Origin of the sequence: Corynebacterium sp. LK2537, assembly GCF_040946485.1 — a bacterium.
Lineage (GTDB): Bacteria > Actinomycetota > Actinomycetes > Mycobacteriales > Mycobacteriaceae > Corynebacterium.
In genome coordinates this window covers 165,392-179,285 of record NZ_JAYWLQ010000004.1, presented here as the reverse complement: position 1 = coordinate 179,285, position 13,894 = coordinate 165,392, and the positions used below count along the sequence as shown (strand labels likewise).

Here is a 13,894-nt window from a genome sequence, read left to right as displayed (position 1 = left end):
GCCGCCGGTGATTAGGATTCGCGGCCGGTCAGCTTGTCGATTTCACGGCGGATGGGGCTTAAATCAAAGCCGTCTTCGCGCAGCCACTCCACCTGCGGCGGGGTGTTCATTCCCCACTCCGCCCGGCAGAAAACGTAGGCCTGCTCCACCTCTGCGGTGTCGAAACCGCCGTCGGCAAGGTACTGGCGGAAGCCGTTGGCGCCGGAGTCTTTAAACCACAGCCACACGAAGTCCTCGAGCGAGTCATCCAGCAGGAAGTCCTCCATCCCGGCCGGGATGTACTGCAGCTCGTCTTTAATCCGTGCCAGCAGGTCAGAGTCCAAGAACGCGTAGAGATAGTCCAGCGAGTCTTCTAAACCGGCGTAGGTGAGGGCGTCCATGGGGCCCAGCTTAGCGCCTGCCGTACACCGGCCGCGCACGACTGTGAGACAACCAGTCACCCGCCCGGCGTTTGGTGCCCTGAGGCATCCGGCAACCCATGCCGCCTTCAGCCAACAAAGGAGCCGCCCTGGCCACCATCCGCCCTGAGAACCCCGCCGATAGCACGGGTATCCACCAGCTCGTGGAGGCCGCCTTTGCCCCCGTGGAGCTGTCCGATCACACCGAGCAGCACATCGCCGATGCCCTCCGCGCTGCAGGCGCACTGACTGTCTCCCTGGTTGCTGAGGACAACAACACTCTGGTTGGTCACGTGGCCGCCTCCCCAGTCCCCCTGGGCACCAGTGGCGAAGGCGCGCACGGCTGGTACGGAATCGGCCCCGTCGCTGTCGCACCGCAGCGCCAAGGCGAAGGAATCGGCAGCGCCCTCCTAGAAGCCGCACTAGACCACCTGCGCGCAGCAGGCGCAGCCGGCGCAGTAGTCCTCGGTGAGCCCGCCTACTACAACCGCTTCGGCTTTCACTCCGTACCCGGCCTGGAATACCCCGGCGTACCCGCACGGTACTTCACCGCCTGCTCCTTCGGACCCGAGATTCCACTCGGTGAGGCGCGTTACCACCCGGCGTTCGGCTAGCCTGGGGCTAGTACCTGGACATCACCTGCCAGTAAGTGCCCGGTCAACGGTGTCACCGTGCAGGAAAAGAAAATGAAGTTCTTCCTCTTGTTTGTTGAGCTTGTTTCCCAGGGTATGCGCCCGCCGCACTTAGTGCGGAGGGCTGAGGCGCGCGCTAGCTGCGGCCTTGGACGTCGATGAGGATTTTCACCTCGGTTGGGTCTTCCTTTAGGGCCTTGTACCCCTTCTCCACGAGATCGTCCATGGGGATCCGGGAGGTGATGTACGGCGCGAGGTCTAGGCGGCCGTCTTGGATCATCTTGATTACCTGTGGGTGGTCGTTGTTGTATCCTACGGAACTGCCGATGGAGCGTTCGGGCATCGTCAGATCTCCCACGATGTCGAGCTCGAAGTTCCGGTTGTGCAGGGCGATGATTTCGATGTGCGCGCCGGGTCGGGTGACGTCGATCAGCTGCTGGAGCACCGTGGGAACGCTGGTGCACTCGAAAGCGACGTCGGCCATGGCGCCGTCGGTGAACTCGCGGACTTTCTCGGCTAGATCCTCGTTCATCGGGTCCACGCTCAGGTCTGCGACCCCGGTCTCCAGGGCTTTCTCGCGCCGGGCCTGTGACGGTTCGGAGATGATGACCTTCACCCCGTAGGCCTTCAGCACTGCGGCGGCGAGCAACCCAATGGGGCCGGCGCCGCCGATGACTGCGACTTCGCCGGTGTGGTCGCCGTTGGCGAATCCGGCGTGTGCGATGGAGTGGTGGGACACGGACAGCGGCTCGATCAGGGCCGCCTGGTCTAGCGGGATATCGCCGATGGGGTGGGCCCAGCGCTTTTCGACCACGATATGCTCGGCGATACCGCCGCCCCGGCCGGAGATGCCGATAAAGCCCATGTTGTCGCACAGATGGTAGTCGCCACGCTGGCACGCGTGGCAGGTGCCATCGACCATGAACGGCTCGACCACGACGGACTGACCTGGCTTGAACCCCTCGACATCGTCAGCGACCTCCTCCACAACGCCGGAGAACTCGTGGCCTAAAACGACGGGCAGCGTCTCCCCGGAGACCGGGTGCGGTGCGGTCTCACTGGGTGCTGGCCGGAACGGGCCGTCGAAGTAAAGGTGCACGTCAGAACCGCAGATGCCGCTGTAGGCGGGCGCGATCTTTACCGTACCGGGCTGCAGTTGGGGCTCTTCAATGTCATCGATCCGGACGTCTTCCTTGCCGTAAAGACGGGCGGCTTTCATGGGCGTTCCTTCCTGTTGTGTGCGCTCGCTTAATTCCCAGGATACGTCGTATTTTCAAGTCCTTCCTGGTAACTGAAACTGGGGAGTTGGGAAGCGCTCTACAGGCGGCTAGAACTGGTAGAAAGGGATAGGTGAGTAATAAAGACACCTTCAATCGTTGGACTTTGAAGGATCCGAGGCGTATTTCCGCGTTGTTCGCGGGCAAAGGCCGCCGTGGCATCTACGTGCTCGAGTACGCGGACGGTTCGATGTACGTGGGCCAGGCAACGGACGTGGTGGGGCGGTACAACAGTCATTACCACGGGAGTGGCCACCACGAGGCCTGGGAGGACGTTGTAGCGCTGCGGTTTGCCGAAGTCCCAGCGGGGCAGGACCTCAACGAGCCGGAGCGCGCGGAGATTCACCGGCTGTAGGCCAAAGGTATTCCGCTTCGTAACCGGCAGTTCGTGCTCGACAGCGTCTCGCCCTCGCCGATGGACCAGGTGGTGACTGTCGTAGAGCAGGAGCATTGGATCCAGGGCCACGAAAGTGTATGCCGGAGCGATTTCGAATCGCACCCGCTGCGACAGCGAATTAGGCCCGGGAAATTCAAATCGTGGTCGAAAAAGAAACGGGGACGTCCGGCGCTTTACGATGCCGTCCTGAACGATCTGGCCATCGCCATCGGTTGCCTCATCCCGGCGCCACTAGAGACCGACGGGCACTATTGGACGCTCAGCGATTTTCCGTCGACTTCCGGTGGCCGGTTCGCCACGTTGAATACCGGGCGCTTGGAATTTCTGTATTTCCCGCGGTGGACTTTTGGCGACTGGTATGGCGCTCCGAAGCGCTTTACGGCAGAGCAACTCGAATGCTTCCCGGGCAATCTCAATATTGAGTATTACCGTTCAGGTGGGCCCCACCCGAGTTTGAAGATTGAGAAACGGTTGAAGAATTCCTACTTGTGGTCGAAGGGGATAGCCAACTACATTGGCCGCGGCAGGCCCACCCAGCGTGTGAGCTTTCCCATTGGTCACCTAGGCGACCTCTTGCTGGAGCGGCCCGACGTGACCGTCCGAGCACGCGAGTTTGCTCTTACCGAAATGCGCTACACGGGCTCTAATCTTTTCCGCCGCTGGCACAGCAGGGATTTCACTGACGATGTGTACCGGCGCGTGAAGCAATCCTCTGAGATCATTAACGCTGTAAATGCTGCGGTTTCTGAAGAATAAAGATGTGACAGACCAAATCGGTGTTTAGGCTGAAGCTACGTAGTGGTTGTGGATCATCGTCCCCTTCGAGCAAGGCGCGCTCACTGGGGCTTCGAGGGGATCGTCGTCCGGCTGCTGAACCTAGAGCTCTTATCCCAAGTTGGCGCAAAGAAAAACGCGCCTCACCGAAGTGAAGCGCGTTGTGGCGGAGGATGTGGGATTTGAACCCACGAGGGGCGTGAGCCCCGCACGCGTTCCAGGCGTGTGACATAGGCCGCTAGTCGAATCCTCCGAGAAGAAACTGTAGCAGCCCCGGCAAGTAGCGACAAAATCGGCAGGTCAGCTTGGGAAATGGGTGGGTGTTCTAAGGCCATAAAGGTGTCTGTCGGGTGGGTGGTTGCTGGGGCCGGTGGTGGTGGCGCGCGTGGGCGCCTGGGCGGGGAGTGGACTGTTTGGACTATCGCCGGAATCCCGGCTAGAGTATGGAGCAGGATCTCGCGTGGCGTCCATCCTGTGAACTCCCCCAGGGCAGGAATGCAGCAAGGGTCAGCAGGCTCTGACGGGTGCGCGAGGTCCCCTTAATTTTTGTGGCCATCCGGTTAGTGCCGGGTGGCCTTTTTCTATGTCTGGTCCGCTTGTGGGTCTTGACGGGGTGGGCAGTCTGGGTTAGGTTTACTACCTACGTAGTAAACCATGTTGGTAGGTCGGTTTGCTGCGGGAACGACAAGGAAGGTGACGGGATGGCTATAACGGCTAAGGATCCCCGCCCTATCTATCAGCAGATAGCGGAGGAGCTGCGCGGCATGATCTTGTCCGGGCAGCTGCCCGAAGGCGACAGGACACCGTCGACGCACGAACTAGCAAATTTTCATGAGGTCACGCCCACGACAGCATCGAAGGCGCTCACGGCGCTGGCGCAAGCCGGGCTCGTGGAGAGCCAGAGAGGACGAGGGATGTTTGTCATGCCCGGGGCGCGGGAGCGCATTAGGGACCAACGGAAGAAGGCGTTCGCCCAAGACTTTGTCCGCCCACTGGTGGCGGAGGCCAGTGCCCTGGGCTTGGGGGAAGACGATATCGCCCAGATGATCGCTAAGGAGTTAAGGCCATGACTAGCACGCAAGATACGGGGAGCCCGCGGCCCATCGTGGGGCTGATCGGGCCGAACGGCTCCGGCAAGACCACGTTTTTCCGCCGGCGCAGCACGGAGCCCGATGTGGCCTTCGGCCAAGCCAGCGCCGATATTCACTTCTTCGGCACCACGCCCCGAGACCATTTTCGCGCTGTGCAGCGCGGTTGGCAGGGGCTGGACGTGAGCGAAGCGGAGAAAACGCTGGGCTTCGACCCGACCACGCCGCTGGCAAAGCTGAGCGTGGGCCAGCGCCAGCTGGTCATCGTCGGCAGCGTAGTGGCCGCCGGCAAACCGGTGTTGCTACTGGACGAACCCTTCAACGGCTTGGACGCCCCACACCGCAACCAGGTGCGGGAGCGGCTGCGGCAGGCCGCAGAAACTGCCGAAGTATGGGTCAGTTCCCAGCACTCGCAGGATCTAGCGGGCCTGGTTGATGCGGTGGTGGTCATGTGCGATTTCCGCGCCCAGGAGCCTGTGGCCATGGATGAACTGCGCGAGACCCACCCCGTGCTGAACGGGCCGGCGGAGGCGGTGGCGGAGGTCATCGGCAACGCGCCGGTGCTATCCGACAAGGCGCTGGGTGGGCACCGTCGGGTGGTGCTGGGTACCGGTCTTTCGGCCTCAGCCCGGGATTTTGCCCAGTCCCGCGGCGTAGACGTGACGTATCTCGAAGCCAGTGAGCTGCTGGACGTAGCGGTAGCGGGTGCGCTGGTGCAGAAACAAGGGGAGGAATAACAATGAAAATGCCAGTATTTATCGCCAGCCAACCGTGGCTGATCATCGGGTGCATGGCGGTGGCCCTGGGGCTGGCCGCCGGCGGCCGCTTCCTTTTTATGGACGGCGGGTCGTGGACCATCCTGACCGTCGTGGCCACGACCGTGATTTTCACCCTCGCCGCGGCGGACTCGGCCCACCTGCTCGACTACCAGGTCGCACCCGGCCGCTGGTTGGGTTCCGCGGTTGTGTGCGCGGTAGTCGCAGCCGCGGTGGCCGCGGGCGTGCTTGGTGTGGCGATGTTTGTCATGCAGGATGACTCGCCGTATTACTCCGGCTACGACAGCTTCATCGTCACCTCCGGCCCGGTGGAATGGCTCGATACCAATGGGCAGCCCTATATCGTCCCCGACGCCGGGGTAGGCGGGCGCGAGGTGGTCCTGACTCTCCTGGTGGTCTTCACCATCTTCTTAGCCGCCGCGCTCGTCGGGGTGGGGCTGGGCGCGGTGCGCGCCCGCCGCTCGGCCCGCGCGCAGTGGGTGGTGGTCTTCGCCGGTATCGCGGTTGCCATCGCCGTCGCGTGGTTCATCGACCAGGTGCTGGGCATTTCCGTGCCCGCGCCGCTGCCGGGGGTATTCCTCTTTTGTATCCCGGTAGCCGTGGTGGGGGTAGTGGCGGCCGGCGTGAGTATCCAGCGGTCCCGCACACGCTGGGCGGGTAGTGCGGATAGGGTTAAACTCGCCCGCAGCTGAGTGCTAAATCACGTAGGCGGCGCTATGCTAGGGGGCCAATAAGCAATCACTGATCTCTCCTCGGATACCGGAAGGTAGGCAGACTAGCTCCTATGTCTCTTCTAGATTTGGGCGCGGCAGAGCGCGCCGAACTAGCAACTCAGATTCGTGCCGATTACGAAGATTTGAAGGCCAAGGGCCTGAAACTGGATCTGACTAGGGGCAAGCCCTCCAAGGAGCAGCTGGCGCTGTCCGAGGACCTGCTGGAGCTGCCGGGCCGCAACAACTACACCGACGCCACCGGCGCGGATGTGCGCAACTACGGCAACCTGCAGGGCATCGTTGATATCCGCCAGCTGTGGGGCAAGCTGCTGGGCATCAACCCGGACCTGTTAATGGCCGGGGACTCTTCCTCCCTGAACTTCGAGTTCGACGTCATCTCCTGGGCCTACACCTTCGGCACCAACGACTCGGAGCGCCCGTGGAGTCAGGAAGACACGATCAAGTGGATTTGCCCGGTGCCGGGCTACGACCGCCACCACGGCATCACGGAGCGCTTCGGCTTTGAGATGGTCACCGTGCCCATGCTGGAAGATGGCCCGGACGTGGAGGCCATCCGCGAGCTGGTCAAGGACCCGCAGGTCAAGGGCATGTGGGCCGTGCCGATGTTCTCCAATCCTTCGGGCGTTACCTTCACCGAGGAGGTCGTGCGCGAGCTGGCCTCCATGGACACGGCCGCCCCAGACTTCCGCATCATGTGGGACAGCGCCTACGCGGTCCACACGCTGACCGACGAATTCCCGGAGATCATCGACGTGCTGGGTCTGTCCCGCGAGGTGGGCAACCCCAACCGCTTCTTCGTTTTCTCTTCGACCTCCAAGATCACCTTCGCCGGCTCCGGCGTGGGCTTCGTGGCTTCCTCCGAGGCGAATCTCGACTGGTTCAAGTCGATCGCCGGCAAGCGCGGCATCGGCCCGAACAAGGTCAACCAGCTCGCCCACGCGGAGTTCTTCGGCTCCGCCGAGGGCGTGCGCGCGGTCATGCGCCGCCACGCCGCGCTGCTGGCCCCGAAGTTCGAGGCCGTGCTCCGCATCCTGGACGAGCGCCTGGGCAAGTACGAGGTCGCGCAGTGGACCAAGCCCACCGGCGGCTACTTCGTCTCCCTGGACGTCATCGACGGCACCGCCACCCGCGTGTGGGAGCTGGCCAAGGAGGCCGGCATTGTGCTGACCCCGGCCGGTTCCTCCTTCCCGCTGGGCCAGGACCCGAACGACCGCAACATCCGCCTGGCGCCGTCGATGCCGCCGCTGGAAGAGGTCGAGGCCGCCATGGACGGCGTGGCCGTCTGCGTGCTTCTGGCCGCCCTCGAGAAGCTGGGGGCGTAGCGCAATTAACAACACGGAAATTGCGTATTGGCTCGATCAAGTAATCCCGGCCTCCCTGGAGTTCCGCGACGTCTCCTCCGCTGACGGTGGCACCCGCTGGCGGATCGGAACCGCCGAGCTCGGCGACGGCCAGGCGCTGGCGGTGACCGTGGGCTTTAGCCAGGTTGATACCGGCCTGCAGCGCGCCGACGATGGCGTCGACGTGCGCTGTGAGCTGCTGGCCGTGGGCCGGACGAACCCCGCCACGGTGGCGGCGGCGGTGCAGGCTGCCGCGGATCAGATTGCGGCGGCGGCCGGGGTCATCCCGGCCCAGCCCGGCGTCCTACTGCCGAACATGGCCGCGGGCAGCGCCCTGGAGCGCGACGAATCCGTCACGGCCCGGCACGGGCTGCTCATCGCCCCCTACCTCTGGGGCGGGCAGACCCCGCAGGTGGCAGAGGACAAACGCCTGACGCTGATCTGCCAGCTGCTGGTGCTCACCGACGCCGAATACTCCTACGCCGCCGACGAAGGCGTGGGGCCTTTCCAGCAGGCAGTCGCCGACAGCGGGATTGACCTGCTCGACTTCTCCCGGGCCGATGGCTAAGCGGTAGGATTTACGGCGTGGCTCTTTACCGGAAATATCGTCCCGCAAGTTTCTCCGAGGTGGTAGGCCAAGAACAGGTCACCACCCCGTTGTCGGCTGCCCTGGACTCGGGGCGCATCAACCACGCCTACCTGTTTTCCGGGCCGCGGGGCTGCGGCAAGACCTCCTCGGCGCGCATCATGGCGCGCTCGCTCAACTGCGTGGAAGGGCCCACCTCCACCCCGTGCGGGGTCTGCGAGTCCTGCGTCTCCCTGGCCCCGGGTGGGCCGGGCAACCTGGACGTCACTGAGCTGGATGCCGCCTCCCACAACGGCGTGGAGGACATGCGTGAGCTGCGCGACCGCGCCTACTACGCCCCGGCGGAGTCCCGCTACCGTATCTTCATCATCGACGAGGCGCATATGATCTCCGCCTCGGGTGCGAACGCCCTGCTCAAGGTGGTTGAGGAGCCGCCGGAGCACGTCATCTTCATCTTCGCGACCACGGAGCCGGAAAAGATCATCGGCACCATCCGCTCGCGTACCCACCACTATCCCTTCCGGCTGCTGACCCCGCCGGCGATGAAGGGGCTGCTGCAGCGCACCGTCGCCGCCGAGGGCGTGCAGGTCGAAGACTCCGTCTACCCCATGGTCATCCAGGCCGGCGGCGGCTCCCCGCGTGACACCCTCTCCATTCTGGACCAGCTGCTGGCCGGCGCCGGCCCGGACGGCCTGACCTACGAGCTCGCCCGCCCGCTGCTGGGCGTCACGGACATCACCCTCATCGACGACGCCGTCGCCGCCCTGGCCAGCGGCGACAAGACCGCCCTGTTCCAGCTGGTCGACCACGTCATTGAGGCCGGCCACGAGCCGCGCCGTTTCGCCGTCGATCTGCTGGACCGCCTGCGCGATCTCATGGTGCTCCAAGCCGTCCCGGACGCCATCTCCGCCGGCCTGGTCGACGCCCCCGCCGACCGCGCCGAGGTGCTAACCGATCAGGCGCAGCGCTTCAGCGGCGACCACCTGGTCTTTCTGGCCGAGACCGTCAGCGAGCAGATCGCCGGCCTGCGCGGGGCGACCTCGCCGCGCCTGCTGCTGGAGATCCTCTGCGCTCACCTGGTCTCCGCCGCCCGCCCGGCAGTCGGCCCCGCGGCGCCGACCACCAGCGGCCAGCCCCACCCGGCGGCCCAGTCCGGCCAGCCGCAGCAGCAACCACAGCAGGCCCAGTCCCGGCCCGCCGGCTCCGCCCAGGAGGGCGCGGCAGCCGCCGCGGCCACCGCCGCTCGAATCGCAGCCGCCCGCCGGGAGCGCCAGCAGCAGGGCAACGCTCAAAACCGCGACGCCCAAGCCCACGGCACCCAGGCCCAAAACTTTCCGGCCCCAAGCTCTCAGGCCCAGGGCAACCAGGACCACGGATCCGAACCAACACCCGCACAGGAACCGGCACCGGTCCACGTCGAAAAGCCGGTGCCTGCCGAGCACCCGGGTGAGCAACCGGCGGAAACCGCAGCTGCTGACGCGCAGCAGGAGCAGCCCCAACAGGAACAGGCCCCGGCCGCCGCGCCGGTAACGAACGGCGCGGACGCGGAGCCGGAGCGCCTGGCAGCGGAGCCCGCTGAGCAGGCGGAAAACGCCGAGCAGTCTGAGCAGGCCGCAGAATCGGCACCGGAGCAGGCGCAGACTGCTGCCGCACCGGTACCGGCTTCCGACCCGGAGGAGCTGACCGCGGCTATCCGAAACCAGTGGGCCACGTTGCGCGAACGCGTGGGCGCGACCAACAAGGTCGCCGAGATCATGCTGACCGAGGCGCGCGTGCTGGGCATCCGGGACAACACCCTGGTCTTAGGGCACACCACCGGGGCGCTGGCGCAGCGCTTGAACGCCCCAGAAAACGCAGGGGACCTGCAGCGGGTCCTGCGCGAGGAATACCAGGTCGAGCTCGGCATCGAGTGCGTGGTCGGAACCGACCCCGTACAGCAAGGTTTCAACGCCCAGCCGGGCGCCAAGCCGGCCTGGGACCCGCAGAAAAACCAGCGCGAATCCAGCGACGATCAAGAGTCCGAGAGGCCTAGCTCTGCTGCCCCCACGCCCGAACCGCAACCCGCGGATAATTCTGGCTGGGGCAGCCCGCGGCCTTTAGGCGGGCCGGAAGAGTCGGGGACAGCACCGTCCCCGCAGCCCCAACCGGCCCCGCCCGCCGCGCCCACCGCGCAGGGACCCGGTGCGGGTGCAGGTGCGGGTGCGGGCGGAGGGAACGCCGCTAACGCGCGCCCGAGCTGGCAGGACCGCATTCAGCAGGCAGCGGCGCAGGCGAAAAAGCGCGACGCCAACACCTTCAGCAACGGGGTGCCGCTGCCGCCGGATCCGGGCCCGGAGGAAGGCTACGGTGTCCCGCCGGAAGACGACTACGTGCCGCAACAACCGGCCGGTCAGCCAGCGGCCCCGCAGCAGGGGCAGGCGCCGCGGCCGGCGCCGGGACAGGGCCAGCCCGGCCCACAGGACGCGGCGGCGCTGCGGGACGAGGAAGAGCAGATGATGGCGGCCGCAGCCCAGGAAACCGGGGAGCGCGATCACCGCAGTGCCTTGGAGGTGGCGATGGAGCTGCTCAGCGATCAGCTGGGGGCGCGTCGCTTGTAGCGATCAGGGGCACGCAGCCTCTTCAACGCCCGAGTTTTGGCGGTAGACTCGGGCACTGGCGAATTTATCCCTAAATTTCTTGAGAGAAAGGCATAGCCATGACCCAGCCGGATCAACCCGCAGACATGAATGAACTGATCGCCCAGGCCGCCCGCGTGCAGGCCGAACTGCAGAAGGCCCAGGAAGAAATCCTGGCTTCTGAGGTCGAAGGCACCGCCGGCAACGGCCTGGTGACCTGCACCATGACCGGTGGCGCGGAGCTCAAGGACCTGAAGATCGACAAGTCCGTCGTGGACCCGGAGGACGTGGAGACCCTGCAGGACCTGGTCATCGGCGCCTTCAAGGACGCCCACCAGAAGGCCGGCGAGCTGGCCCAGGAAAAGATCGGCCCGCTGTCCCAGGGCATGGGCGGCGGCGCGGGCGACATAGGCAACCTGATGGGTTAGTCCTGCCCCCCCGGCTGCGTGACGTAGCCGTCTTACCGGGCCGCGGTTTGCTTTTGGGAAAAAGCAGGCTGCGGCCTTATTCTTGTTCTCGTTGCCTTTCCCGGAGTAAAGAAAGTAGGTCGGTGCCCGGTGTTTGAAGGACCTTTGCAGGATCTCATCGACGAGCTCTCCCGGCTGCCGGGCGTGGGCCCGAAGAGCGCGCAGCGGATCGCGTTCCACATTCTGCACATGGAACCCGAGGACATCGAGCGACTGCGCAACGCGCTGGCCGCCGTGCGCGACGGGGTGACCTTCTGCCGGATTTGCTGCAATATCTCCCGGGAATCGGTCTGCCGCATCTGCGTGAACTCACAGCGCGACCGCAGCACCATCTGCGTGGTGGAGGAGCCGAAGGACATCCAGGTCATCGAGCGCACCGGCGAATACGAGGGGCGCTACCACGTGCTGGGCGGGGCGCTGGATCCGTTGGCCAATATCGGCCCGAAAGACCTGAACATCTCCCAGCTGCTGCAGCGCATCGGCGGCGTGCTGCCCGACCGGGAGCTCGCGGACTCCACGGAGGAGAACCCGCAGTACGACTCCACGCCGGAGATCAAGGAAGTCATCCTGGCCACCGACCCGAACACGGAGGGCGAGGCCACCGCCTCCTACCTGGTGCGCCTGCTCAAGGACTTCCCGGACCTGCGGATAACCCGCCTGGCCTCCGGCATGCCGCTGGGCGGCGACCTGGAATTCGTGGACGAGCTGACGCTCTCGCGCGCCCTGTCGGGCCGTCTGACGGTCTAGGCCAGGCGCTCCGCCCGCAGCTGCTGGACCGCCGGCAGGTCCAGCGGAGCCAGGTCCTGGAGCCGCTGGCCGGTGGCGCGGGCCAGCAGCAGATCGGCCAGCTGCGGGTTGCGGGCCAGGGCCGGGCCGTGCATATAGGTGGCGATGACGCTGTCCTGGACCGCGCCCTCGCCGACGCGCTGCTGCTTGGCGTCGGGCAGATCGGCGGTGGCGGCGGCATCGCTGTTGCCGGTGCCGCGCTTGACGATACCCAGGGGCTGGGCCGACGGGCCCAGGATGGTCGCGCCCAGGTGGTTTTCGAAGCCGGTCAGCGGCTCGGTCAGCTCGCTGGTGTAGCCGGCCGCCCAGGGGGTGGACTGGACCTCACCGATGGCGCGTTCCTGCAGGGGAGAGGTGGTCGCGTCCAGCAGGCCGACGCCGTCGACCACGCGCCCGGAGGCGCGGAAGGACTCGCCTAAGACCTGCAGGCCCGCGCAGATGGCGAAGATGGGGCGCCCGGCGTGGGCGGCGCGGATCAGGCCGCCGTCGGAGATGAGGTGCTCCGCGGCCAGGATCTGGGCCGAGTCCTCGCCGCCGCCGAGGGTGTAGATGTCCAGCTGTTCCGGGACCGCCTCGCCCAGCTTGATGGGCACGATCTCGGCGTCGAAGCCGCGCAGCCGGGCGCGCTGGCGCAGCACCAGGGCGTTGCCGTCGTCGCCGTAGGTGCCCAAGACATCGGGAAGAATCAGGCCGATGGACAGGGTATTAGGCATGGCGGTTCTCCTTATTCTCCGAGTTGTCGTGCTGCGCAGCGGCGTCGCGCTCTAAGGCCTTTTTCAGATCGCGGAAGGCGGTGTAGTTGGCCAGGACCTCCACGCGGCCCGGCGGGCAGGCGTCGATGGCCTGGACCGGATCCGGGATGAGCTCGTGGGTAATGTCCGCGTAGACCAAGCGCACCGCCAGGTCGGTGCCGCGCTCGCCGGCGGCCTTGACGGAAATGCCTTCGAAGTCCTCGAAGCGCACGTCCCACAGCCAGGACATGTCCACGCCGTCGGCCACCTGGCCGTTGGTGGCAATCACCAGCCCCTCGGCGCTGCGGTCCACCATGGACAGCGCTTCCTGCCAGCCGGCCGGGTTCTTGGCCAGCAGCAGGCGGATCTCGTGCTCGCCGCGGGTGATGGTGGAATAGCGCCCGGCCACGTCGTCGATGCTCTCCACGGCGGTGACGGCGGCGTCGGTAGCAATGCCGAAGGCCTCCGCGGCGGCGGCGACGGCCTGGGCCGCGTTACCGCGATTGGCGCGCCCGGGAAGCGCCAGGTTCAGCGGGAAGGTGCCCGCGGGGCTTATGATGCCCTCTTCGCTGACCGTCCACTCCGGCTGCGGGCGGCGGAATTCACGCCCGTCGGGCAGCTTCTTGACCGCGTACCAGTCCTCCGGTTCGCGGACCACGTGGCCGCCGGTGCGCGGGCAGGTCACGGAGTCGCCCAGCCAGCCGGCGCCGGCCGCCACCCAGATGACATTCGGGGCGTCGTAGGCCACCGAGGTCATCAGCACGTCGTCGCAGTTGGCGATGACCAGCATGTCCGGGTGGGCCTCCACGCAGGAGCGCAGGGCGCGCTCGATCTTGTTGATCTCGCCCACGCGGTCGAGCTGATCGCGCGAGAGGTTCAGCAGCACCAGCGCCTGCGGGTTCAGGTTGTCGGCCACGTGCGGCACGTGCAGCTCATCGACCTCGAGGACCAGGTGGGAGGCCTCCTTGCCCGCCAGCAGGGCGGAGATGATGCCGGCGTCCATGTTGTCGCCGCCGTCGTTGGTGGCCACGGTGTGGCGCGTACGCAGGGCCGCGGCCAGCATCCGGGTGGTGGTGGACTTGCCGTTGGTGCCGGTGACCAGGACGGCCGGGCGGCCGGCGCCCAGGGAGGACATGATGCTCGGGTCGATGGCGTTGGCCACCAGGCCGCCGATCATCCCGCCGGCGCCGCGCCCGGTGGCGCGGGAAGCCGTGGTGGCCAGGTTCGCGGCCGAGGTGGCGACGGACGTCCGCACCTTCCTGAGCGTTCTGCGTAGGTTAAAACTCATAGGCT

The 13,894-nt window shown here is 66.0% G+C and carries 15 protein-coding genes, 1 tRNA gene and 1 other RNA gene; 12 read left to right on the top strand and 5 right to left on the bottom strand.

Going from position 1 to position 13,894, the window contains the following annotated elements; genetic code table 11:
• Nucleotides 1-11 precede the first annotated feature (11 nt).
• Complete coding sequence (locus VVS03_RS06985; protein ID WP_368521536.1) at nucleotides 12-380, bottom strand: hypothetical protein; 369 nt, start codon at nucleotides 378-380, stop codon at nucleotides 12-14.
• Between the two features lie 98 nt (nucleotides 381-478).
• Here VVS03_RS06985 and VVS03_RS06980 point away from each other — a divergent pair, with 98 nt between their 5' ends.
• Nucleotides 479-1,012 (top strand): GNAT family N-acetyltransferase, encoded by a 534-nt coding sequence (locus VVS03_RS06980; RefSeq protein WP_368521535.1) that lies wholly within the window; start codon nucleotides 479-481, stop codon nucleotides 1,010-1,012.
• 154 nt (nucleotides 1,013-1,166) lie between these two features.
• On the opposite strand, the gene VVS03_RS06975 is transcribed toward VVS03_RS06980, so the two are convergent.
• Entirely contained in the window at nucleotides 1,167-2,249 is a 1,083-nt protein-coding gene (locus VVS03_RS06975) for a 2,3-butanediol dehydrogenase (protein WP_368534478.1), read from the bottom strand.
• Nucleotides 2,250-2,380: 131 nt separating this feature from the next.
• Here VVS03_RS06975 and VVS03_RS06970 point away from each other — a divergent pair, with 131 nt between their 5' ends.
• Both VVS03_RS06970 and VVS03_RS06965 read left to right on the top strand, forming a co-directional pair.
• Entirely contained in the window at nucleotides 2,381-2,662 is a 282-nt protein-coding gene (locus VVS03_RS06970; protein WP_368521533.1) for a GIY-YIG nuclease family protein, read from the top strand.
• 33 nt (nucleotides 2,663-2,695) lie between these two features.
• Nucleotides 2,696-3,460 carry a hypothetical protein gene (locus VVS03_RS06965; protein ID WP_368521532.1) on the top strand — a complete coding sequence of 255 codons (765 nt, stop codon included), beginning with the start codon at nucleotides 2,696-2,698 and terminating at the stop codon, nucleotides 3,458-3,460.
• Between the two features lie 182 nt (nucleotides 3,461-3,642).
• Here VVS03_RS06965 and VVS03_RS06960 read toward each other — a convergent pair.
• Nucleotides 3,643-3,731: transfer RNA gene (locus VVS03_RS06960), tRNA-Ser, on the bottom strand.
• A 194-nt stretch (nucleotides 3,732-3,925) separates the two neighbouring features.
• Here VVS03_RS06960 and ffs point away from each other — a divergent pair.
• The 9 genes from ffs to recR all read left to right on the top strand — a co-directional run bounded on the left by ffs (nucleotide 3,926) and on the right by recR (nucleotide 11,831).
• Nucleotides 3,926-4,024, top strand: an RNA gene (gene ffs, locus VVS03_RS06955) — signal recognition particle sRNA small type.
• A 155-nt stretch (nucleotides 4,025-4,179) separates the two neighbouring features.
• The gene (locus VVS03_RS06950; RefSeq protein ID WP_368521531.1) at nucleotides 4,180-4,548 is read left to right on the top strand and encodes a GntR family transcriptional regulator; all 369 of its coding nucleotides are present in this window, start codon (nucleotides 4,180-4,182) and stop codon (nucleotides 4,546-4,548) included.
• A complete protein-coding gene (locus VVS03_RS06945) occupies nucleotides 4,545-5,303 on the top strand; it encodes an ATP-binding cassette domain-containing protein (RefSeq protein WP_368521530.1) in 759 nt (252 codons plus the stop codon). Before VVS03_RS06950 ends, VVS03_RS06945 begins: the two co-directional genes overlap by 4 nt.
• A gap of 2 nt (nucleotides 5,304-5,305) precedes the next feature.
• Complete coding sequence (locus tag VVS03_RS06940; protein ID WP_368534479.1) at nucleotides 5,306-6,034, top strand: hypothetical protein; 729 nt, start codon at nucleotides 5,306-5,308, stop codon at nucleotides 6,032-6,034.
• A gap of 92 nt (nucleotides 6,035-6,126) precedes the next feature.
• Nucleotides 6,127-7,398 carry an aminotransferase class I/II-fold pyridoxal phosphate-dependent enzyme gene (locus VVS03_RS06935; RefSeq protein ID WP_368521528.1) on the top strand — a complete coding sequence of 424 codons (1,272 nt, stop codon included), beginning with the start codon at nucleotides 6,127-6,129 and terminating at the stop codon, nucleotides 7,396-7,398.
• Nucleotides 7,399-7,540: 142 nt separating this feature from the next.
• Nucleotides 7,541-7,984, top strand: a complete 444-nt coding sequence (locus VVS03_RS06930; protein ID WP_368521527.1) for a suppressor of fused domain protein — start codon at nucleotides 7,541-7,543, stop codon at nucleotides 7,982-7,984.
• A 59-nt stretch (nucleotides 7,985-8,043) separates the two neighbouring features.
• Complete coding sequence (locus VVS03_RS06925) at nucleotides 8,044-10,599, top strand: DNA polymerase III subunit gamma and tau (protein WP_409338400.1); 2,556 nt, start codon at nucleotides 8,044-8,046, stop codon at nucleotides 10,597-10,599.
• Nucleotides 10,600-10,697: 98 nt separating this feature from the next.
• The gene (locus VVS03_RS06920) at nucleotides 10,698-11,045 is read left to right on the top strand and encodes a YbaB/EbfC family nucleoid-associated protein (protein WP_368534481.1); all 348 of its coding nucleotides are present in this window, start codon (nucleotides 10,698-10,700) and stop codon (nucleotides 11,043-11,045) included.
• 129 nt (nucleotides 11,046-11,174) lie between these two features.
• The gene (recR, locus tag VVS03_RS06915; protein WP_290224279.1) at nucleotides 11,175-11,831 is read left to right on the top strand and encodes a recombination mediator RecR; all 657 of its coding nucleotides are present in this window, start codon (nucleotides 11,175-11,177) and stop codon (nucleotides 11,829-11,831) included.
• On the opposite strand, the gene VVS03_RS06910 is transcribed toward recR, so the two are convergent.
• Nucleotides 11,828-12,583: a type 1 glutamine amidotransferase gene (locus tag VVS03_RS06910; RefSeq protein WP_368520498.1), complete on the bottom strand. Its 756-nt coding sequence runs from the start codon at nucleotides 12,581-12,583 to the stop codon at nucleotides 11,828-11,830. The genes recR and VVS03_RS06910 overlap by 4 nt on opposite strands.
• Nucleotides 12,576-13,889 (bottom strand): MurT ligase domain-containing protein, encoded by a 1,314-nt coding sequence (locus VVS03_RS06905; RefSeq protein WP_368534482.1) that lies wholly within the window; start codon nucleotides 13,887-13,889, stop codon nucleotides 12,576-12,578. Before VVS03_RS06905 ends, VVS03_RS06910 begins: the two co-directional genes overlap by 8 nt.
• Nucleotides 13,890-13,894: the final 5 nt, after the last annotated feature.